The sequence below is a fragment of the Rhodospirillales bacterium genome (assembly GCA_023898805.1).
GTDB lineage: Bacteria > Pseudomonadota > Alphaproteobacteria > Micavibrionales > UBA1664 > UBA6145.
The window spans coordinates 422,814-444,549 of the sequence record CP060260.1; the positions used below are offsets into that span (position 1 = coordinate 422,814).

Sequence of the window (21,736 nt, forward strand, 5' to 3'; positions counted from 1 at the left end):
GTTTAGGACTCAAGCCCCGCATTTTTTCATTTATTTTCAGTAATTTGGAAACAGCGCAGATCCGGCAAAAACCTGTGCGTAAAATAAACAGACGTTAAGGAAATTTAACCGACACAAAACGGCCTACCCATGACCCGGACGTACCGGGCCACGCGTAAGGCCATAGATCCCTTATGATTTGTACGGATTATTCCGAATCCGTCGACCCACGGCGCAGGGAAAGCGGGCGCTTTTTGCCACCCTCTTCCTCGCCACCGGACGCAGGAGAAGGCGCATCGTTGCCAATCGAAGCCGCAGCATCGCCTTCCGGCGCGCGCCGGATCTGTACCGGACGCCCGCTGCCCTGGGCGCCACCTTGCGCAGCACCTTGACCGCCGCGTCCGCCCGGATTGCCGCTAGATTGACGATTGCCGCGGTTGCCGTCATCGCCCTCGGCCTCTTGCGCGCCCTGACGGCGCGCCGCGCGGTGCGCGGGAATCGGGATCGGCTCGCTGCCTTGTGCCTTGCGGTCGGAAACGGCCAGATCGATCTCAAGCCTTGCCGCTACCTTGCGCAGCTCGTGCACGGCCTCCTGTAGCGCTTCACGCGCACTGTGATCGTTGGCCTTGGCGCGCCAGGCCTCGTAAGTGGCAATGCAGGCGTCCGAGGCGTCTTTCAGGCGTTGCTTGATCTCATCCATGCTTATCTTCCATCAATTTCGGGGGAATGTCGCCAGACACTAGCACCCCCACCGCCAAACGCAAGCGCCAACAAGGCCCCGCACGCGTTTTCAGGATTCCCCGAACACGGTGTTGATTTGCTGCGTTACGCGCACGAAGGTGGTGCGCTTGGAAAGCTCCTTCAGCCGCCGCGCCCCGACATAGGTGCAGGCCGAACGGATACCGCCCAGAATATCTTGCAAACTGGCCTTCACGTCGCCGCGATATTTGATGCTGACGGTCTTGCCTTCCGACGCGCGGTATTCCGCCACCCCGCCGCTGTGCTTGGTCATCGCGGTCTTGCTGCTCATGCCATAGAACTGCACGAATTTCTCGCCTTGTCTTTCCACGATTTCGCATTCCGACTGGTCGTGCCCGGCCAGCATCCCGCCCAGCATCACGAAATCCGCCCCGGCACCGAACGCCTTGGCCAGATCGCCCGGCACGGTGCATCCGCCATCGGCGCACACCAGCCCGCCCAGACCGTGCGCGGCATCGGCGCATTCGATAATCGCCGAAAGCTGCGGATATCCGACACCGGTCATTTTGCGCGTGGTGCACACGCTGCCCGGCCCGATGCCCACCTTCACGACGTCCGCGCCGGAAAGAACCAGTTCCTCGGTCATTTCATGCGTCACCACGTTGCCCGCCATGATGGTCATTTTGGGATAGGCCTCGCGCATGGATTTGAGATACGTGACAAACGCCTCCGAATAGCCGTTGGCGACATCGATGCAGATCTTCGTCAGGCGCTGTTTGTCGGCCTTCTTGAGCACGGCTTTAAGCTTTTCCTGATCGTCCTTGGTGGTGCCGAGCGAATACCACGCGGCATCGGATTCCGGCGCCTTGAAAAACGCAGCAAGATCGGCGACCGAATAATGCTTGGTAAGCGCCACGCCAAGCCCCTCGCCATGCTTGGCGAATGCGCGAGCCATCGCCATGGTGCCCACGCCGTCCATGTTGGCCGCCACGATGGGTGTGCCCTTGAAGCTCCGCCCGCTCCACTTGAACGTGAATTCGCGCCGGATGTCCACGTCGCGCCGCGTGCCCAGCGTGCTGCGCTTGGGCCGGATCAGAACATCCTTGAAATCCAGTTTGACGTCTTCCTCGATACGCATGCCCAATTCCTGCCTGTTTCGGTTGCCCGCATGGTTTAGCAGACCCGTGGGCCAAAGACCATAAATTGCTATTGCGCCGTCCAGCCGCCGTCCTGCACCCAGAGGGTTCCGCGCATCTGCGCTGCGTTTTCCGAACACAGGAAAACGACCATCGCGGCAATATCCTCGGGCCTAGTGAACTCGCCGGAAGGTTGCTTTTCCGACAAAAGCTTTTCCTTGGCGGCTTCGCCGGAAATATTGTCGCGCGCGGCAATGGCGTCGATCTGCTTTTGCACCAACGGCGTATGCACCCACCCCGGACAGATGGCGTTGCAGGTGATGGCCTGACGCGCGGTTTCAAGCGCCACGACCTTGGTCAGGCCGGTCAAACCGTGCTTGGCGGAAACATAGGCCGCCTTGTTGACCGAAGCCACAAGCCCGTGCACGGATGCGATATTCACAATCCGCCCCCACCCCTGTTTGCGCATGGCGGGCAGAGCCTCTTGTATCGCGAAAAACGGCGCCGAAAGCATGAGCGATAAAATCAGGTTCCATTTTTCAGACGGAAATTCATCGACCGGCGCCGTGTGCTGGATGCCGGCGTTATTGACCAGTATGTCCAGCCGCCCGCCCTTGGCGATCGCGTCGCCAACCATGGCTTTGACCCCATCTTCCTTGGACAAATCCGCGCCGTTATACCACGCGCTAACATCAAAATCGGCCTCTAGCCCCTTGCGCTCTTTTTCGATCGCTGCGGCATCGCCGAAACCGTTGATCATGACGTTCGCGCCCTCCGCCGCCAGCGCCCGTGCAACGGCAAGCCCGATGCCGCTGGTCGACCCGGTGACCAGCGCGACCTTACCCTTCAATGACTTTTTCGATGCCGCGTTCATGCGTATCTCCTTTCCGACTCTTTCAATACTTTTTTGCTGCATTACCAGAACGCCCTTCGCGCAGAAACTGTCTCTCGGTGTTCAGGCTTGCGCGCGGCAATCCACGCCTACGCAACCCCGCCCTACAACGCAAGGTTAAGGCGCGGCGCAAACCTAGTCCGACTTTTTGAAGAAGCCCGCCGCGGCCTGAGCCGAGGCTTTTTTGCGTTTGATCTCGCCTTCAACGCGGACAATCTCCTCTTGGAGTTCTGTGATATAATCTTCAAGCTCGTCCACGGATAGGGAATCGAGCTTTTTTGGTTGTGGCTTGGCTTTTTGCGGCACAAAATCGTCGTCGAACATGCCCGAAACATAACACGATCACGGGAAGGGACAAGAATGCGGGCCATAGAAATTACCGGCAAGGGCGGCGGACCCGAGGCCCTGCGCCTGACCGAACGCGAACTTGTCGCCGTCATCGCCCCGGACGAGGTGATTTTGCGCGTGGTCGCGGCTGGCGTGACCCGCGATGACATCCTGCAGCGTCGCGGCCTGTACGACGCGCCCGAAGGTGTGACCGACATTCCGGGCCTTGAAGTATCAGGCGTGGTGGAAGCCGTGGGCGCCGCCGCCACCCGTTTCAAGGTCGGGGACCGCGTCTGCGCCCTGCTGCCCGGCGGGGGTTATGCCGAATATGCGATCGCGCACGAATCCCTGTGCCACGAAATCCCCGGATCCATGGACATGCAGCTGGCCGCCTGCTTGCCCAAATCCATGTTCACGGCCTGGAGCAGCATATTCATGCGCGGCAAACTGCGCGCCGGCGAAACCCTGCTGGTCCACGGTGGCACGTCCGGCGTGGGCGTCATGGCGATCCAGATGGCGCATCAATGCGGCGCCTCGGTCTACGTCACTACGGGGGATTCTGAAAAAAAGCGCCTGTGCATCCGTCTGGGCGCGCGCATGGCCATCGACCGATCGATGGAGGATTACGCCATGGTTCTGCGCCGCGTGGTGCCCGATGGCATCAACGTCGTGCTGGACATGTCGGGCGGCGGCGTGCTGGCCAGGGACATGGAAATCATGGCCCCCGACGGACGCCATGTTTCGATCGCGCATATGAGCGGCAAGACCGCCCAGATCGACATTCCCACGCTTATGCGCAAGCGCCTGATCCTTACCGGAGCCACACTGCGCGGGCGTCCCATGGCGGAACAGGCGGCGATCGCCGCCGACCTTGACCTCAAGATCTGGCCGATGATCGCCAACGGACGCGTCACCCCGGTTCTCGACAAGGTTTTTCCGTTGGAATACGCCGCCGAGGCGCATCGCCATATCGAATCCGGCAAGCACCGCGGCAAGGTGGTCCTAAGCGTTTCCAATCCTTAATATTTTCTGGCATTCCAGGCGAAAATGGGTATAGTGCCGCCCATTCAAGCCAAAACCAAGGACGGAAAACCAGTTATGACCGCGCCCCTGATGCCCAAGGCCACCGCCGTGTGGCTGATCGAGAACACCACGCTGACCTTCGACCAGATCGCCGCTTTCTGCGCGCTGCACCCGCTTGAGGTCCAGACCATCGCCGACGAGGAAGGGCAGAAAATCACCGGCCAAAGCCCGATTCAGGCCCGCCTTGTGACTCAGGATGAAATCAACAAGGCTCAGGCTGACACCAGCTACCGGATGCAGGCGATCAAGACCGACCTGCCGGAACCGCGCCAGCGCTCCAAGGGCCCGCGCTATACACCGATCTCCAAGCGCCAGGACAAACCGGACGCGATCGCCTGGCTGCTCAAGCACCATCCCGAACTCAACGACAACATGATCGGCCGTCTGGTCGGCACGACCCGCGGCACCATCCAGTCGGTGCGCGACAAAACCCACCCCAACAGCGGCAATTTCCAGCCCCGCTCGCCGGTTGAACTGGGCCTGTGCACCTATCAGGAATTCGATAAACTGGTGCAAAAGGCCCGTAAACAGGCCGAAAAGGAAGGGCGTTGGAAACCCCCGGTCGAGGAAACGGAAACCGCCGAGGAACCGAAATCCAAGGATTCCGGCTTCGATTTCACCAATTTCCTGCGCGGCACCGGGTCCTGAGTTCCTGAACTCAAATTAAAACATTCCAAAAACATCCCGTGCGGCGCGCGCCTGCTTACGCCTTCGCACTTGCCCACGCATACCTCCCCCCTGTGCGTCCCTGTGCGTCCCCTGTGCGTCCGTGTGCAAAAGCGCAAGGCGGCAGAACGCGTTGACGGTACCACACGGCGCAACTAGCTTTGTGCCATGCCGCCGGTATCGAACACGAACACACCAGATGGTCATCAACACGAGCATCATCGGCACGAGCGCCGCTATTATCTGGAACTCGCGCTGGCCATGACGGTGAAACTGGCCCTTCTGGCCGGCTTGTTTTTTCTGATCCGCGGCACGATCGTCCATGTGGACGTGGCCGGCATGGCCGCGCATATTGACGGTAATGGCTAGCGTTTAGGAGTTTCCAGATGACCGACCAACTTGTCGACCTCTCCCGCCTGCAATTCGCGGCCACGGCCATGTACCACTTCTTGTTCGTGCCCCTGACACTGGGCATGACATGGATGCTGGTGATCATGGAAAGCGTCTATGTGATGACCGGCAAGCCTGTCTACCGCGACATGACCAAATTCTGGGGCAAGCTGTTCGGCATCAATTTCGCGTTGGGCGTCACCACCGGCATCACCATGGAATTCCAGTTCGGAACCAACTGGGCCTACTATTCGCACTATGTCGGCGACGTATTCGGCGCGCCGCTGGCGATCGAGGGGCTGATGGCTTTTTTCCTCGAATCCACCTTCATCGGCCTGTTTTTCTTCGGCTGGGACCGCCTGCCAAAAACGCAGCATCTTATGGTCACCATCCTGATGGCGGTGGGCACCAATTTGTCCGCCCTGTGGATTTTGATCGCCAACGGCTGGATGCAAAACCCCCTCGGCGCAGATTTCAGCTATGTCACCATGCGCATGGAAATGACCGATTTCTGGGACATCATCTTCAACCCCATCGCACAGGCCAAATTCGTGCACACCGTTTCGGCGGGCTATGTCACCGGCGCGATGTTCGTGCTCTCCATTTCGGCCTGGTATCTGCTTAAGGGCCGACATCTGGAAATCGCGCGCCGCAGCTTCCGCATTGCCGCCGCGTTCGGCTTTGCCGCTGCCTGCTCTGTGATCGTGCTGGGCGACGATTCCGGCTACACGATCGGCGAGGCGCAGCAAACCAAACTCGCCGCGATGGAGGCGATGTGGCACACCGAACCCGCCCCGGCGCCATTGACCCTGCTGGCCGGGATCAACCAGAAGGAAATGAAGAACGACTGGGAAATCAAAATTCCATGGGTTCTGGGCATTATCGCCACCCGATCCCTGACCCACACACTGCCCGGCATTGATGAAATCAAGACGGAAAATCGCGAGCGTATCGCCCGCGGCATGCGCGCGGTGCGCACGCTGGAGGCGTTACGCAAAAACCCTGACAATCCTGCGCTCAAGGAACGGTTCGCGCGCGAGAAGGCCGATCTGGGCTACGGACTTTTGCTGCGTAAATACGTGACCGACATGAACATGGTCACCCCCGCGATCATCGACAAGGCCGCCGATGACACCATCCCCCGTGTTGCCCCGATGTTCTGGGGCTTCCGCGCGATGGTGGGGCTGGGCTTCTCCTTCCTTGCCCTGTTCGCGCTGTCCTTTTACACCACCCTGCGCGGCACGTTTGAACGCCACCGCTGGCTGCTGCGCTGGGCGCTGTGGTTCCTGCCGATGCCGTGGATCGCGTGCGAGCTTGGCTGGTTCGTCGCCGAATACGGCCGCCAGCCATGGACGATTTACGGCGTCCTGCCGACCCATCTTTCGGTTTCAAGCCTGAGTGTCGAATCGCTTTACGGGTCGCTGGCCGGTTTCGTGGGCTTCTACACCGTGCTGCTGATCGTGGAGATGTACCTGATGTTCAAATTCGCGCGCCTAGGCCCCGACACGATACCCGACACGATGCCCGACACAACGCCCGACACGGCTCACTGACCCGGAAAGGATGATGCCATGCTCAGCTTCGTGATACTCAAGCTCATCTGGTGGGTTCTGGTCGGCGTCCTGTTGATCGGCTTCGCGATCATGGACGGCCACGACATGGGCGTCGGCACATTGCTGCCCTTTGTCGGCAAGGGCGACACCGAACGCCGGGTCGTCATCAACACCGTCGCCCCGCACTGGGACGGCAATCAGGTCTGGTTCATCACCGGCGGCGGCGCGATTTTCGCGGCATGGCCCTTCGTCTACGCCACCGCGTTTTCGGGTTTTTACTGGGCGATGCTGGCGGTGCTCTGGTCGCTGTTCTTCCGTCCCGTCGGCTTCGATTACCGCAGCAAGATCGAAAGCCCCCTTTGGCGCAAGACATGGGATATCGGCCTGTTCATCGGCGGGTTCGTGCCGCCGGTGATCTTCGGCGTCGCCTTCGGCAACCTGCTTCAAGGCGTGCCCTTTTATTTCGACGATACCTTGATGCCGCATTACACCGGCACGTTCTGGGCGCTGCTCAATCCCTTTGCCTTGGTTTGCGGCCTTGTATCCAGCGCGATGATCACCTTTCACGGCGCGGTTTACCTGATGCACCGCACAATCGGCGACGTCCACGCCCGCGCCCGCAAGGCGGCCAGCGTGTTCGGCCCGCTGGCGCTGGCGCTGTTCGCGCTGGCGGGAATCTGGATCGCGCGCGGCGGCATCGACGGCTATGCCATTACCTCGGTCCTCGACCCGGCATCGCTGCCCAACCCGCTGGCCAAGGACGTGGCGCGCGTCGCGGGCGGCTGGCTGGAAAACTATCACCGCTGGCCCATCGCCATGACTGCACCGCTGCTAGCTTTCGTGGCAGGCTTGGCGGCGACGGCGCTGGCCCGCGCCGGGCGCACGGGGCTGGCCTTTATTGGCTCCAGCCTGATGATGACCGGCATCATCACGACGGCAGGCGTGTCGATGTTCCCGTTCATCATGCCGTCCTCCAGCGATCCGCGCTCCAGCCTGACAGTCTGGGACAGCACATCCAGCCACCTGACGCTGTCGATCATGTTCTGGGCGGTGGTCATCTTCATGCCGTTGATCATCTTCTATACCCAATGGGCCTACCGCGTGATGGCGGGCAAGGTGACCCCGGAATACATCGAAAAGAACAAGAAAACCGTTTACTGACCGGCTTGAAAACCGGGCACGGAGGATTCGATCATGTGGTATCTGACCTGGGTTCTGGGCGTGGGGTTCGCGGTTTTGCTGGCGATCCTCAACGCCATTTGGGGTGAGAATGAAGACGCCCGCAACAAGCCCGAAACCTGACCGACCCGCTTCGCCGCCCGGTATCGCTCCACCCGGCATCTCTTGGGGCGCGCTCTCTCTGGCCTGTGCGCTTGCCTTGGGCTTGAGCATCTATCCCCGCCCGCTGATCGGCCCAGACGGCCGCGCGGACCACGGCACCTTGATGCTGCTGATATGGGCGATGATCGCAGGACTGGTGCGCGGCGTAGGCTTCATCCCCCGCAACCGGGTTCTGCACGTCCTGCTTTCCGCCCCTGCCGCCTATGCCGCCTTTCTTGCCGCCTGCCTGATGCTTTATTTCACGCACGCACCCGTATGAATGGCGATCAGGCATGAAAAACGCCGCCCAAAAAGGGCGGCGGGGTTTTATTCGCATGCGGATAAATATCCTTCAGGCACGACCATAAGTTTGCTGTCGTTCGCGCGCTTCGTCCATAAGATCGTCGCGAATTCCCGAAAGGATATCCTTGATCATCAACTTCTGGCGCTTGAGCTGGCGTACATAACTTTCATTGGCAGCAGGCAGGCTTTCTTCCCGTTCAATCAGCGCGGAAAGCATGGAATGCTTCCGCTGCAAGGCTTCTAGGCGTTCTTGCGGCATTTCGGTTTCTCCTTCGAAACTAAGAGTTCGTGTTGGACCCGATACATTCAGCTGAATAGATACAAGATAGCACGCGGATGGCGTTTTCGCCACCTCGTCACGGCATTTTCATCGCCGCAGGCTAACCCACTATAATCATGCTGATTATCCATTGTTGCAGGGCAACAGCTAAAGACTCCTTAATGAATTTTGGAAAAGGGGCGCCGCCCGCCCGCACAGAATCAAAAAGAACCGCCGCCGGAAGACGGCGGCGGCTCAATGCACACTGACAAACATGGAGAGATGAAAAGCCGTATACACGGCCTGTTCTGATCCCAGATTAATCGCGATTCCTTAACGGATGCTGAATCGCCCGAAGACTTCAAAAAATATTCACAGGAACGGGGGTGAAATCCCTTCGGTCATAACCCATGGATAAACGACCCGCGCCAACCGTTCTTCGTGCGGCATCAGATATTTGGCGCCAAGCCGCGTATAATCCGTGATTTCCAGCACACCCACACCGCTTTGCGCCGCATGGCGAAACAGCTGCGTGAACAGCCGCCGGCCATACCCGTTTCTCTTGGCGTCATGCGCCGTTTCGATATACCGCAGACTAAGCAAACCCGGCGCGGCCAGCAATTTTGCCGCCGCGACGATGCGCCCGTCTTCCGACCGCGCCATCAGGACAAACTGGTATTCGTCCATCGTCTTGCTCAGACACATGATGCCTTTGCAAAAACGGCCCTGCATCAACGGCACGAAATTGGCGTTGAACTCGAACTCGTTGGCAACATGGAACACGGGACGCGGCATGTCGCGAAATATGACATAAAACAAAAACGCGTGTCGAATTTACACCTCGAACACCACGCCTTGTGCCAAAGGCAGGCGCGAGGAGTAATTCACCGTCTGGGTCTGGCGGCGCATATAGTTTTTCCATGAATCCGAGCCGCTTTCGCGCCCGCCGCCGGTTTCCTTTTCGCCGCCGAACGCGCCGCCGATTTCCGCCCCCGACGGACCGATATTGACGTTGGCGATACCGCAATCGGATCCCGTTGCCGATACGAACGCCTCGGCCTCGCGCATGTCGGTGGTGAAAATACACGATGACAGCCCCTGCGGCACCGCGTTGTGCATGGCCAGCGCCGCGTCGAACAACCGGTATTTCATGATGTATAAAATCGGGGCGAAGGTTTCGTGCGTCACGATCGCGCTTTGCTGCGGCATTTCCACCAATGCGGGGGTGACGTAATGCCCTTGCCCCGCCACCGGCACCGGCGCACCGCCCGTGATGATCGTTCCGCCCTCGACCTCCGCCTGCTTGAGCGCATCGCGCATCGCCGCATAGGCATCGCCGTCGATCAGCGGCCCGACCAGCGTCGCCGCATCGAATGGATTGCCAACGCGCACCGCGGTATACGCCTTTTTCAGCGCCGGGATCAGCCGTTCATAGACATCCTCGTGCACGATCAGCCGCCGCAGGCTGGTGCAACGCTGCCCCGCCGTGCCGACTGCGCCGAACAAGATCGCCCGCACCGCCATGTCCAGATCCGCCGAAGGCGTGACGATCATCGCGTTATTGCCGCCCAGTTCAAGCAGCGAACGGCCCAGCCGCCCGGCCACGGTTTGCGCCACCGCGCGCCCCATCGCGCTGCTGCCCGTGGCCGAAACCAGCGCCACTTGCCTGTGCGCCGCCAGCACCTGTCCAGCATCGCGCCCGCCGATGACGGTTTGCAGCAATTTGATCGGGGCGGCATGCCCCTGGTCACGAAAACGGGCGACCGCGCGCTCAAAAATCGTTTCGCATGCCAACGCGCATAAAGGTGTTTTTTCCGAAGGCTTCCAGATCACGCTGTCGCCGCACACAAGCGCCAGTGCCGTGTTCCACGCCCACACCGCGACCGGAAAATTAAACGCGGTGATGACCGCGACGGGACCAAGCGGATGCCACATTTCGCGCATGTGGTGGCCTGGCCGTTCGGATGGCATGGTCAGCCCGTAAAGCTGGCGCGAAAGGCCGACCGCGAAATCGCAGATATCGATCATCTCCTGCACTTCGCCAAGCCCTTCGGAAAGTATTTTTCCGCATTCCTGCGTCACCAGACGTCCCAAAGCCTCCTTGGATGCGCGCAATTCTTCACCCAGCAGGCGCACAAGCTCGCCGCGCAGCGGTGCGGGCACATTGCGCCATTGCGCAAAGGCGATGACTGCGGCGTCGACCGCTGCCGCGACATCCTCGACGCTTTGCTGCGGCACGCTCCCCAAAGGCGCGCCATCGACCGGCGAATAAACGCTCAGGTCGCCCTTGATACGGTCAAGCCCGAAGGCCGCGAGTATTTCCTTGCGTTCAGGCATGGCGTCAATCGGCTCCCGTTCCGATGGTTTGTCCGGTGATCGTGGCTGAATCGGCGCTGGCCAGATACAAGACCGCCTGCGCGACGTCCTCCGGCGCCAGCACGCGGCCCTGCGCCTGCCGCGCAAGCCCGGCGTTCAGCGCGGTTTTCCCATTGCCCGCCGCGCGTGCCAACATCGGCGTATCGGTCGGCCCCGCGCCCAGCGCGTTGATGCGGATGCCCGCCTGCGCCAATGGACGGGCCAGCGAACGCGCCATCCGCTCCACCCCTGCGGCGGCAATGGCGTGCGGCACCATGTGCGGCAGCGCCGAAAACGACGTGTCGTTGGCCAGCATCACGATGCTGCCCAGCGTGTCGCGCCCGCGCGCGATGCATTCGCCCATCGCGTGGGCCGCCGCCTGAACGCACAAAAATGTACCTTTAAGATTGCTGCGTAAAATCGCATCGAAATCGGCCTCGGAAATTTCGGAAAAAGGGGCCCGGCGCACGATCCCGGCACTGGTGACCAGCACATCCAACCCGCCAAGCCTGTTCATCGCATGCCCGACCATGGCCGCGACCTGCCGCGCATTTCCGGAATCGCAGACCACGGGCGTCAGGCGTTTGGCGTATTCGCGCGGTGCGGCCTCGACCGCCGCTTCCAGCCGCGCCTCGTCGATATCGGCGGCCAGAACGCTGGCCCCCTCCTCAAGGAATGCGGCAACGGCGGCAAGCCCGATACCGGAAGCCCCGCCCGTTACCACCACCACCCGGTTGGCGAACCGCATGGACACGATGGATTGATCCTTCTTTCCTGTTGGCAAAACGCAAACGCAACGACAGAATACCCTCATGCGCGCGACTTACAAAGCCGGATTGTCCGTTTTCATTGCCCTGTGCACCTTTGCGTGCACCTATGCGGCTTCCCTCCCCGCGCGCGCCGAATCGGCCGATGACAACCGTACCCGCCTGATGCAGTTCGCCGCCAACAACACCCAGTTCGACACACAGGTAACCCAGGCCGCGCGCTTTCTGTATCGCCGCCAGATCGACGAATGCCAGAATCTCGAACAGGTCGTCCGCCAGTTGCCCACCGCCTACGGCTTCCAGACCTACCCACCAGTGGCGACGGAACAAAGTTTTCCCGCGCCGGAAGGCGGCGTTTGGGCCGAACATGTCCGCATTCGCGGCTGTGGCAAGGTCTGGCAGGTCAACATGCTCGGCGTCGGCCGCGGCGGCGGGTTTAAGCCCCTGCTGCTGGCCCTGCTGCCCGGCGAAACCCTTTCCGACCCCGCCTCACAGCGCAATGCCGAACATATCGGTGCGCTCGCGATCGCCCGCACCGACGCCAGTTGTGCCGATACGGCCCATGCGGGCTATACAAGGTTGCTGGGCTACCGCAACGCCGACGGCACGCTGGGCAAGACCAACAGCAGCCACGGCTGGTTCGAGGAATGGACATATGATTTTTGCAATCGCGATGTCCCGGTGCAGGTCGCCTTCCTGCCCAACGATACGGATGGCTACGACATCAAGACCCGCGTCGTGGGGGAAGCCCCGCCCGCCGTGCCCCAGCCCAAGCCGATAGCGCCCAAAGCGCCCGCGCCGGCCACCGCGCCGGAGGCAGGCGGCGCATCGGAGCTCGACTCCAACATCACCCAATAAAAAACCCGCCGGACAGGCGGGTTTTTTCGTTCCGTACCCTGAAAACTCAGGCCGCCATATCCATGGGCGTGCCCTGCAGATCTTGCGGCGCCGAAGCTGGCGCTACCGGACGTACCGGCGCCGCCACGGTGCGCGCCTTGCCGCGCCCGAACACCCGTCCCCACAAAGCGCCGGCAGCCGCGCCGATGGCCTTGAGGCCGTTGCCCATTCTCGGCAGTTTCTTGCCCGATTTGGCGATCGCGGCATCAAGGATCAGCCCCGCTGCATTGATGTTGCAACTGGATTCAAGACCCGAGAAACCGGGGCTTGAATTGGCCTCACACACGGTGAACCCGTTTTCATCGAACAAAAGGTCCACGCCCGTGACCTCCAGCCGCAACTGGTGCGCGACGTCAAGCGCGAGCTTGGCTATCTCCGGCGTGATCGGATGCGGCTTGCCTGCCCCGCCGCGGCTGATGTTCGATTTGAAGGAGCCGGAAGTCGATTGCCGTTCCATCACCGCATGGACCTTGCCGCCGACGATAAAAACGCGCAGATCGCGCCCGTGGCTGGCATTGACGTATTTTTGGAAAATGACGTGGTTCTGTGCGCCGCTTTCCGCGATCAGATCGATCAAATCCTTGAACTTGTCCCGCGTTTCCGCCAGAAACACCCCGCCCCCGCGCGTACCTTTCAGCGTCTTGACCACCAGTGGAAAACCGAATTCGCGCTCGATCATGTCGCAATCTGGCGGATATTTGCCCAGCATCGTGCGCGGCACCGGAATGCCGTGCGCGGCCAGCACCTGCAAGGTATGCAGCTTGTCGGCCACGGTTTCGACGATCCGCGGCGTATTCAGAAACGGCACGCCCAGCCGTTCGTAAAACCGCATGACCGAATAGCCGGTATAGGTCGTTTCGGTCCCCGTGCGCGGAATGATGACATCGGGCAGCCCCAGACGCTTGCCTTCGTAAATCGCGCTCCATTCCCCCTTGGAATCGACCAGCAGGTCGATCAGATCGGGGTTGAGGACGGCATAATCGATGCCGCGCTTTTCCGCTTCATCGCAGATGCGCAGAATTTCATGCGCTTCAGGATAGCCTTCCTGCAAGGGACCGTGAAAAAACAGCCAGATTTTCATGGGCTTCCTTTTGTCAGATTGTCGGGGAGAATGAGGTTGGACACAATTTTGTCACAATCCGAATAGCAGAAGCCGCACCCTTCGCGCAAGTCTTGCCGCCATTCTACCCACAAACGCCAGCCTATGGGGAAAAGTTCCCATATTTTTCAATGAATTAACCTATATCAAAACCCCGCGTCCGGCCCCGCCAGATAGGCGACCTCATCCGGCGTCGACCCACGCCCCAGCGCCGCATTGCGATGCGGAAACCGCCCGAACCGGGCGATGACGTCACGGTGGCGCAACGCATACGCATACCCCGTTGGATCCTCCTTTTGCATGGCTTCAAACAGGGCCACGGAGCGGTCCTGGTGTGCGAGGTCCTCGGCATGCTCGAAAGGCAGGTATAAAAATCGTCGCTTTTGCACGGACAACAGCGCATCGAACCGCGCTGCCAACGCGCGTTCGGCCACGTCGAGCGCCCTTTCGTCGGTGGCAAAGGCGCGGGCTGTTTCACGAAACATGTTGCGCGGGAACTGGTCGAACAGGATGCACAGCGCCAGACATCCGTCCGCCTCCCCGGCCCAGCTATCGTATATGCCCGCGATGCCCAGATCGTAATCCGCACCGAAACGCTCGCGGATCAGCGCATCGAAATCAGGGTTTTTCTGAAACCACTGCGCGGGCCGCGTTTCCACGAACCAAAAATCCAGAATGGCGGCTCTGCTATCCTTCATAACCTAAGTTTATAAACTTTTTACATTGTTTTTCAATGGATTAAAAGTAAATCGCTCGAAAACGCTACAATCATGGACGAAAATGCATCCCGAACCTGAAATGCAACTGACCATTATAGCCATGAGTATAAAATCAAAACCAGTACACAGGTCATAGACCATGATCTGTGAATCATCTTGTTTATAATATCAGACAAAACCAAGAACGTTTAAATCGGCGATCATGCACGACAACAGTGCCCGGACAACACGACAAACCAAAACCCGCGACAAAATATCTGCCGCGCGCGACGCTTAAGGGATTGAATTTCGTGACAAAAGAACGCATATAACAGCACTGACACGGCCTGCGCGCCCCCTATTGCCGGCGACCGGGCGCAAGCAAAGGGACATCAGGCACGATGCAAAAGATAAAACCGTTTTTTCTCGTGTTGTTCCTGCTGGCGGGCTGCCTGCCGCTGCTCGCCGCCTGCGATCAGGGCAAGGACCAGAATGCGGGCGGCAAGGCCGGCGCCATGGGCGGTGGCATGCCTGCGATGCCGGTGACCGTGGCCCAACCCGTGAAAGGCCCGGTCAGCGAATACCGCGATTTCGCCGGCTGGTTCGAAGCGGTTGAAAGCGTCGACATCCGCGCACGCGTGTCGGGCTATCTGACCAAAACCGAATTTACCGACGGCACAATCGTCCACAAGGGCGACCCGCTTTTCGTCATCGACCCCCGCCCGTTCGAAGCGGCACTGCACCAGCGCGAGGCCGACCGCACCATGGCCGCAAGCCAGGTCGCCGCCGCCAAAAGCGACTATGACCGCGCGGCCGACCTGTACAAGACCGGCGACGTTTCCGCCGCCCTGCTCGACCAGCGCCGCGCTGCGCGCGACAGTGCGGTGGCGGCGGTGGCGGCGGCGCAGGCCGCGGTCGATTCCGCCAAACTCGATCTTGCCTACACCCGCATCACAGCCCCCATCGATGGGCGCATCGGCCGCGCGCTGGTGACCCCCGGCAATCTGGTGGCCGCGGGCCAGAACGTGCTGACCAGCATCGTTTCGATCGACCCGATCTACTTCTATTTCAACATCGACGAACCCACCTATCTGGCCTACGCCCGCCGCGTTGCCGACCCGGCGCAGACCGGCGGAACGCCTAAAATTCCGGTCGATCTGGGCCTTGGCGACGAAAAGGATTACCCATATGCCGGCGCGGTTGATTTCATCGACAACACGTTGGCGCAGGGCACGGGCACGATGCGCGCCCGCGCGGTGGTGCCCAACGCGAACGGCCTGATGACGCCCGGCATGTTCGGCCGTGCGCGTTTTCGCATTGGCGGCCAAAGCGACGGCATCCTGATCCCCGACGACGCGGTGGTGATCGACCAGTCGCGCAAGCTGGTTTACGTGGTCGGCCCGGATAATATCGTCGCTGCACGGACAATCGAAACCGGCCCGCTTTATCACGGCCTGCGCATCGTCACCAAGGGGTTGGACGGCAGCGAATGGATCGTCGTCAACGGCATCCAGCGCGCGCACGAAGGCGCGCCCGTGGCGCCCACCCGCACCGAAATAAAGCAAGATGATCAACCGGGCGACATGTCCAACCTACCGCCCCCGTCAGCCGCCCCAGCCGACAATGAAACTGCGGACAAACCTGCAGATTCCGGGCTGCCGAATTCCGGACAAACGGACTCCGGACAAAAGGATAAGGCGCAATGAAATTCGGGCATTTCTTCGTCGAACGCCCGATTTTCGCGGCCGTCATCGCGATCATCATGGTGATGGTCGGGGCGATCGCCTATGTCAACCTGCCGGTCGCGCAATACCCCGAAGTCGTCCCGCCCACCATCGTCGTTTCCGCCGCCTATCCCGGCGCCGATGCCAAGACCATCGCCGACACGGTCGCGAACCCGCTTGAGGCCGCGGTCAACGGCGTCGAGAACATGTTGTACATGTCCTCCAACTCCACCGCCGACGGGTCGATGAGCCTGACCATCACCTTCAAGATCGGCACCGACCTCGATCTCGCGCAGGTGCAGGTGCAAAACCGCGTCAGCACCGCCCTGCCCCGCCTGCCAGACGACGTCCGCCGTCTGGGCGTTTCGGCCAATAAATCCTCGCCCGACTTTTTGATGGTCGTGCACCTGCTTTCGCCCGATTCCACGCTCGACCAGCTTTACATCTCCAACTACGCCTCGCTGCACGTGAAGGACGAACTGACCCGCATCGACGGCGTAGGCCAGGCACGCATTTTCGGCGAACGCGAATACGCGATCCGCATCTGGCTCGACCCGGACAAGCTCGCCGCCCGAGATCTGACCGGGGACGACGTGGTCAATGCCCTGCGCGCCCAGAATATTCAGGTGTCGGGCGGTTCTCTGGGCCAGCCGCCCGCCCCCGCCGACAACGCCTTCCAGTATACGGTGACGACGCAGGGGCGCTTTTCGACACCTGAACAATTCCGCTCGGTCATCGTCAAAAATCAGGATGGACGCGTCACCTATCTTTCCGATGTCGCGCGCGTTGAACTCGGCGCAAAAAGCTACGGCTTGAACTCGTACCTCGACGGCAAGCAGGCGGTCGCGATCGGGATTTTCCAGCGCCCCGGATCGAACGCGCTGGCCACCGCCGACAAGGTCAAGGCCCGGATGGAGGAACTGCAAAAGGATTTTCCCAAGGGGCTTGAATACACGATCGTCTACAACCCGACCGAATACATTTCGGATTCCATTGACGCGGTCTATCACACGATCTTCGAGGCGATCCTGCTCGTCGTCCTCGTCATCCTGATTTTCCTGCAATCATGGCGCGCGGCGATCATCCCGATCCTCGCCATTCCCGTTTCGTTGATCTGCACTTTCGCGATCATGGACGGGTTCGGGTTCTCGCTTAACCTGCTTACCCTGTTCGGCCTCGTGTTGGCCATCGGCATCGTGGTCGACGACGCCATCGTCGTGGTCGAAAACATCGAACGCCACATCGCCGAAGGCAAGACGCCAAAACAGGCCGCGCGCCTGACGCTGGACGAGGTCGGCGGCGCGGTAATCGCAATCGCCCTTGTCCTGTGCGCGGTGTTCGTGCCCACCGCCTTCATCCCCGGCATGTCGGGCCAGTTTTACAAACAGTTCGCGATGACCATCGCCGTGGCGACGGTGCTTTCGGCGTTCAATTCGCTTACCCTTTCGCCCGCGATTGCCGCGTTGCTGTTCAAACCGCATGACGCGCACGCGAAACGCGGCCTGTTCGGGCGCGCCGCCGACGGGTTCAACAACGGCTTCAACCGGCTAAGCCACGGCTACAGCCGCATGGTAGGCCTGGTCGTGCGGCGCAGCTTTCTGATGCTGCTGATCTATGGCGGGCTGGTTTTCGCCACCGTCTTCATGGCGGGCAAGGTGCCCACGGGCTTTATCCCGATGCAGGATCAGGGATACGCCATCGTCGTCGTCCAGTTGCCGGACGGGGCGTCGCTTGCGCGCACCGACGCGGTGGTCAAACGCGCGACCAAAATCATGCTTGATACGCCCGGCGTGCAAAACGCGGTCGGTTTCTCGGGCCTTTCCGGCGCGACCTTCACCTTCGCGTCCAATTCCGGCGCGATTTTCGCGCGCTTTAAGGATTTCGACCAACGACTAAAGGCCGGCCCGTCGCAAACCATGGGCGCGATCATCGGCAACCTGCAACAGCGCCTTGGCGCGATCGAGGATGCCTTCATCATCGTCATTCCGCCCCCGCCCGTGCGCGGCATCGGCTCCGCCGGCGGCTACAAGATGATGATCGAGGACAAGGGCGGCGTCGGTCTGCCCGCCTTGATGGCGGCGGCAAACGGCCTGATCGGACAGGCCAACCAGACGCCGGGGCTGAAATCCGTTTACACCACCTTCACCGCCAGCGCGCCTCAGGTGCATCTGGACATCGACCGGGTCAAGGCGCAGATGCTGGGCATCCCGCTTGCCAACGTATTCGGCGCGTTGCAGGTCTATCTCGGCTCGGCCTACGTCAACGACTTCAACGCCTTTGGCCATGTGTATCAGGTGATCGCGCAGGCGCAGCAGGATAACCGCGTCCGGCCCGAAGACATATCCGGCCTGAAAACCCGTAACAACGCGGGCCAGACCGTGCCGCTGGGCACGTTGGTCAGCATGGCCGAAACCACCGGCGCGGGCCTGATCCAACGTTACAACCAGTCGGTCGCCATCGCGGTGTCGGGCGACACCGCGCCGGGCTACAGCTCGGGCGACTCCCTCCATAAGATGGAGAAACTGGCCAAAAACCTGCCCCCCGGTATCGGCTGGGAATGGACGGAACTGGCCCTCCAGCAGATCGAGGCCGGGAATGCCGCCCTGTATATCTTCGCGCTGTCCGTTGTCTTCGTGTTTCTGGTGCTTTCGGCGAAATACGAAAGCTGGACCTTGCCCGTGGCGATCATCCTGATCGTGCCGATGTCGGTGCTGGCCGCGCTGATCGGCGTCCACCTGCGCGGGATGGATGACAACATCCTTACCCAGATCGGCTTCGTGGTGCTGATCGGCCTTGCCGCCAAGAACGCGATCCTGATCGTCGAATTCGCGCGCCATCGGCAAGAACACGGCGAAACCATGATTCAGGCGGTGGTCGAGGCATGCCGCCTGCGTCTGCGTCCGATCCTGATGACGTCCTTCGCCTTTATTCTGGGTGTCGTGCCGCTGGTGTTGGCCACGGGTCCGGGTGCGGAAATGCGCCAGTCCATGGGCACCGCGGTGTTCGCGGGCATGCTGGGCGTCACCTTCTTCGGCCTGATCCTGACGCCGGTATTCTATGGCTTGATCCAGAAAATCACCGGCCGCACCGGCCCGCAAAAACCGCTCCATACCGTCCCGGCGGATGGGGATGACCCCTGGGCGGACGAAGTCGCCCAAACGCATATGGATGCGGACGAAGTCGCCCAAACGCATATGGATGCGGACGAAGTCGCCCAAACGCATATGGATGCGGACGAAGTCGCCCAAACGCATATGGATGCGGACGAAAAAGAAGACCCGTTCGCATGACGGAATCCCTGATCCAGATTCCTTTCCGGCTTGAGCGCCCGACGCCGCCGTTTGAAGGCGACGAGATCCGTTATCCCGAAGCGCTGGTCCGCCATTTCCTCAAAAAATATACCAAGCCCGGCGACAGGGTATTCGACCCGTTCACCGGCCTTGGCACGACATTGTTCGTGGCCGAGGAGATGAAGCGCATCCCTTTCGGCGTCGAGGCCGACGTCAAACGCTTTGAATGGGTCGCGGGGCAACTGGAACACTGGCAAAATCTGGTCCCTGGCGACGCGGCAAAACTTGCGCGCTACGGCTTGCCGAAGATGGATTTCTGCATGACCTCGCCGCCTTACATGCCGCGGCACCATCGCTGGAACCCGCTTTTCGCGGGCAACCCGCGCCATGCGGGCTATGACGTCTATTTAAGGCGCATGGCGCTGATCTTCGGCAACATCGCGCCGTTGATGAAAAAGAACGCGGCACTGGTCGTACAGGCCGACAATCTGCACCACGGTAAACGCTTCACGCCGCTGGTGCGCGATATCGCCGCCTGCGTCGCCCGCGGCTTCGATCAGGAAGATGAAATCATCGTCCGTTGGTCGCCCGCGAAACAGGGCTATCCCCATACCCACTGCCTGATCTTCCGCAAAAAATAAACCCGCCTGATGGCGGGTTTGCATTCAGCCGTAAAACGGTACGGCACCGATGGACATATCCGGCATCACCATGCCGGCGGGCGGGCCGCCGTCGCTGCCGCCGCGCGGGTCGCGATTTTTATTACGCGGAACCAAGGCCACGACATTGTTGCCATCGCCGCCCGCAACAGGGCTTTGGGCGTTGAACGCCGCCATCATACGCTCACGCAAATCGGGCGTGGCGGGCATGGCGGCAGCATCGGCAAAGGCAAGCGCGGTTTTCATGGCCGCTTAGATACATTTCCACATCACTATAAGCAAGGGAAAAAATAAGGATTTTCTGTGATTTTCATTAAAAACGCCGTGGCTTGGCTTAACTTTTTCCAAGCCTATTCACAAAAAACCTACCCGCAGCTTCGCCTCCGGCTTTGTGTCCTGCGTCCGCCCCAGCGCGCGGAGGGCCATATCTAGGCCAAGCGCATCATTTACACCAATTTTAAAGCCACCGAAATTCCGGTACAGCTGACCATACATTGCTCCAAATGCTTCCCGACCATACACATCGAAAGCTTCACCCATCGCCGCCCGAACACACGCATAAACGGGGATGTACATTCGCGGCTGGGGATTGGCGCTTAAAAGGCCATTAAACAGTCGCATATAACCAGTTTCACGGCAGCGCGGAACGTGTTCGGTATAATATTCCCTAGCCTCGTCCATCCCTTGGCGCGCCAAAACAACAAAAGCGTTGTTCGCGACAAGCCGTTTATAATCTGTCAACAATCGCCATGCCGTTTCAACCGGCTTCTCATGGCTTAAAACCAGACGATCCGCCGTTTCAGCCAGGGCTTCAGCCTGAACGATGCAATTGTCCGCCATTGTGATGATGCCGCAACTGCGCGGCAACTCGCCCGAAAGCACACGTTGGCGCATAAGCGTTTCCATGACGGCGTGGCCCAAAAGCTCGTGACGCCCGACATACATAAGGTAGGAAGGGCTTAAAGCCGGAATATGCGTCTTGTTGAAACGCAGCAAAAACTTGCCGTCCGCATCCCCGCTCATCCAGCCAGTCCACGGCGCCGCATCCTCTATAACTTTCACATCGTAATCGAGAGCGACATCAAGCCCTGTCACCGCCTTGAAATCCTCCAGTTCCTTCCCAATGCGCGTGCGGATATGCGTGCCAGATTCTTCGGCGTCCATTCCCGGTTCTACGCCATAAAGCGCATCCTCCACGCCCTCAAAGGGAATTCTTATGGTTTCAAGATGCGCAGTCAGCTTCTCTTTCGCTTGGGCAAGACGCGCTTCGGCAAATGAGTTCAGTCGAAGACCCGTCATCGCCGGGAAATACTCGTAAAAAGGGTGCTTCTCGGGATGTTCCGCGCAATCGATGTAAAGCAGAAATTGGTCGATACGCGAAACCATATCGGTATTGCCAAGGGAAAGCGCCTCCTTCCGTAAACCGGAAAAAGCGTCAATGACCTCGGCGCGATAGGAAAAGGTAAAATCCGCTCTATGGCCAACGAGGTTGGAATCGACGGGCGGATAACCGTCGATGGATTTTTCGAGTTCATCCCAAGCGATAATGATATCGCAAAGACGCCAATCCGGATCCGGCGCGGCAAGGCCTGTGAAAGATCTGTGCATGTGCCGAGTTAAGCACACATGCATTTTTCAGA

Annotated in this window: 23 protein-coding genes; 11 read left to right on the forward strand and 12 right to left on the reverse strand. The window is 60.2% G+C overall.

Features of this window, described 5'->3' with window-relative positions; all coding sequences use genetic code 11:
* Window positions 1-187 precede the first annotated feature (187 nt).
* From H6866_02115 to H6866_02130, 4 genes are all read right to left on the reverse strand, one after another.
* Window positions 188-679 carry a hypothetical protein gene (locus tag H6866_02115; GenBank protein USO08034.1) on the reverse strand — a complete coding sequence of 164 codons (492 nt, stop codon included), beginning with the start codon at window positions 677-679 and terminating at the stop codon, window positions 188-190.
* Between the two features lie 90 nt (window positions 680-769).
* On the reverse strand, window positions 770-1,816 hold the full coding sequence (locus H6866_02120; GenBank protein USO08035.1) for a GMP reductase: 1,047 nt from the start codon (window positions 1,814-1,816) through the stop codon (window positions 770-772).
* A gap of 68 nt (window positions 1,817-1,884) precedes the next feature.
* On the reverse strand, window positions 1,885-2,688 hold the full coding sequence (locus tag H6866_02125) for a 3-hydroxybutyrate dehydrogenase (protein USO08036.1): 804 nt from the start codon (window positions 2,686-2,688) through the stop codon (window positions 1,885-1,887).
* A 153-nt stretch (window positions 2,689-2,841) separates the two neighbouring features.
* A complete protein-coding gene (locus H6866_02130) occupies window positions 2,842-3,030 on the reverse strand; it encodes a DUF1192 domain-containing protein (protein ID USO08037.1) in 189 nt (62 codons plus the stop codon).
* A gap of 36 nt (window positions 3,031-3,066) precedes the next feature.
* On the opposite strand from H6866_02130, the gene H6866_02135 reads away from it, so the two are divergent.
* The 7 genes from H6866_02135 to H6866_02165 all read left to right on the forward strand — a co-directional run bounded on the left by H6866_02135 (window position 3,067) and on the right by H6866_02165 (window position 8,325).
* The gene (locus H6866_02135) at window positions 3,067-4,056 is read left to right on the forward strand and encodes an NAD(P)H-quinone oxidoreductase (protein ID USO08038.1); all 990 of its coding nucleotides are present in this window, start codon (window positions 3,067-3,069) and stop codon (window positions 4,054-4,056) included.
* A 75-nt stretch (window positions 4,057-4,131) separates the two neighbouring features.
* A complete protein-coding gene (locus tag H6866_02140; protein ID USO08039.1) occupies window positions 4,132-4,764 on the forward strand; it encodes a DUF1013 domain-containing protein in 633 nt (210 codons plus the stop codon).
* A 186-nt stretch (window positions 4,765-4,950) separates the two neighbouring features.
* Window positions 4,951-5,151, forward strand: a complete 201-nt coding sequence (locus H6866_02145) for a hypothetical protein (GenBank protein USO08040.1) — start codon at window positions 4,951-4,953, stop codon at window positions 5,149-5,151.
* Between the two features lie 17 nt (window positions 5,152-5,168).
* Window positions 5,169-6,725: a cytochrome ubiquinol oxidase subunit I gene (locus tag H6866_02150; GenBank protein ID USO08041.1), complete on the forward strand. Its 1,557-nt coding sequence runs from the start codon at window positions 5,169-5,171 to the stop codon at window positions 6,723-6,725.
* Between the two features lie 18 nt (window positions 6,726-6,743).
* On the forward strand, window positions 6,744-7,886 hold the full coding sequence (gene cydB, locus H6866_02155) for a cytochrome d ubiquinol oxidase subunit II (protein USO08042.1): 1,143 nt from the start codon (window positions 6,744-6,746) through the stop codon (window positions 7,884-7,886).
* Window positions 7,887-7,919: 33 nt separating this feature from the next.
* Entirely contained in the window at window positions 7,920-8,027 is a 108-nt protein-coding gene (cydX, locus tag H6866_02160) for a cytochrome bd-I oxidase subunit CydX (protein USO08043.1), read from the forward strand.
* A gap of 82 nt (window positions 8,028-8,109) precedes the next feature.
* The gene (locus H6866_02165; GenBank protein ID USO08044.1) at window positions 8,110-8,325 is read left to right on the forward strand and encodes a hypothetical protein; all 216 of its coding nucleotides are present in this window, start codon (window positions 8,110-8,112) and stop codon (window positions 8,323-8,325) included.
* Window positions 8,326-8,397: 72 nt separating this feature from the next.
* Here H6866_02165 and H6866_02170 read toward each other — a convergent pair whose 3' ends face one another.
* The 4 genes from H6866_02170 to H6866_02185 all read right to left on the reverse strand — a co-directional run bounded on the left by H6866_02170 (window position 8,398) and on the right by H6866_02185 (window position 11,716).
* Complete coding sequence (locus tag H6866_02170; protein USO08045.1) at window positions 8,398-8,607, reverse strand: DUF465 domain-containing protein; 210 nt, start codon at window positions 8,605-8,607, stop codon at window positions 8,398-8,400.
* Between the two features lie 372 nt (window positions 8,608-8,979).
* A complete protein-coding gene (locus tag H6866_02175) occupies window positions 8,980-9,402 on the reverse strand; it encodes a hypothetical protein (GenBank protein USO08046.1) in 423 nt (140 codons plus the stop codon).
* Window positions 9,403-9,441: 39 nt separating this feature from the next.
* Window positions 9,442-10,944: an aldehyde dehydrogenase family protein gene (locus H6866_02180; protein ID USO08047.1), complete on the reverse strand. Its 1,503-nt coding sequence runs from the start codon at window positions 10,942-10,944 to the stop codon at window positions 9,442-9,444.
* A 4-nt stretch (window positions 10,945-10,948) separates the two neighbouring features.
* On the reverse strand, window positions 10,949-11,716 hold the full coding sequence (locus tag H6866_02185) for an SDR family oxidoreductase (protein ID USO08048.1): 768 nt from the start codon (window positions 11,714-11,716) through the stop codon (window positions 10,949-10,951).
* Window positions 11,717-11,774: 58 nt separating this feature from the next.
* Here H6866_02185 and H6866_02190 point away from each other — a divergent pair, with 58 nt between their 5' ends.
* On the forward strand, window positions 11,775-12,587 hold the full coding sequence (locus tag H6866_02190) for a hypothetical protein (protein USO08049.1): 813 nt from the start codon (window positions 11,775-11,777) through the stop codon (window positions 12,585-12,587).
* A 46-nt stretch (window positions 12,588-12,633) separates the two neighbouring features.
* Here H6866_02190 and H6866_02195 read toward each other — a convergent pair whose 3' ends face one another.
* Both H6866_02195 and H6866_02200 read right to left on the reverse strand, forming a co-directional pair.
* Window positions 12,634-13,707, reverse strand: a complete 1,074-nt coding sequence (locus H6866_02195; GenBank protein ID USO08050.1) for a RimK family alpha-L-glutamate ligase — start codon at window positions 13,705-13,707, stop codon at window positions 12,634-12,636.
* A 164-nt stretch (window positions 13,708-13,871) separates the two neighbouring features.
* On the reverse strand, window positions 13,872-14,423 hold the full coding sequence (locus H6866_02200) for a DUF924 domain-containing protein (GenBank protein ID USO08051.1): 552 nt from the start codon (window positions 14,421-14,423) through the stop codon (window positions 13,872-13,874).
* Between the two features lie 401 nt (window positions 14,424-14,824).
* On the opposite strand from H6866_02200, the gene H6866_02205 reads away from it, so the two are divergent.
* The 3 genes from H6866_02205 to H6866_02215 are packed head-to-tail and all read left to right on the forward strand — an operon-like array spanning window position 14,825 to window position 20,078.
* Window positions 14,825-16,129: an efflux RND transporter periplasmic adaptor subunit gene (locus H6866_02205; protein ID USO08052.1), complete on the forward strand. Its 1,305-nt coding sequence runs from the start codon at window positions 14,825-14,827 to the stop codon at window positions 16,127-16,129.
* Window positions 16,126-19,437, forward strand: a complete 3,312-nt coding sequence (locus tag H6866_02210) for an efflux RND transporter permease subunit (protein USO08053.1) — start codon at window positions 16,126-16,128, stop codon at window positions 19,435-19,437. Before H6866_02205 ends, H6866_02210 begins: the two co-directional genes overlap by 4 nt.
* The gene (locus H6866_02215; GenBank protein ID USO08054.1) at window positions 19,434-20,078 is read left to right on the forward strand and encodes a site-specific DNA-methyltransferase; all 645 of its coding nucleotides are present in this window, start codon (window positions 19,434-19,436) and stop codon (window positions 20,076-20,078) included. The genes H6866_02210 and H6866_02215 overlap by 4 nt, the downstream gene beginning before the upstream one ends.
* 24 nt (window positions 20,079-20,102) lie before the next feature.
* Here the strand turns inward: H6866_02215 and H6866_02220 are convergent, their stop codons facing one another.
* A complete protein-coding gene (locus H6866_02220) occupies window positions 20,103-20,342 on the reverse strand; it encodes a hypothetical protein (protein USO08055.1) in 240 nt (79 codons plus the stop codon).
* Window positions 20,343-20,450: 108 nt separating this feature from the next.
* The gene (locus tag H6866_02225; protein ID USO08056.1) at window positions 20,451-21,704 is read right to left on the reverse strand and encodes a hypothetical protein; all 1,254 of its coding nucleotides are present in this window, start codon (window positions 21,702-21,704) and stop codon (window positions 20,451-20,453) included.
* Window positions 21,705-21,736: the final 32 nt, after the last annotated feature.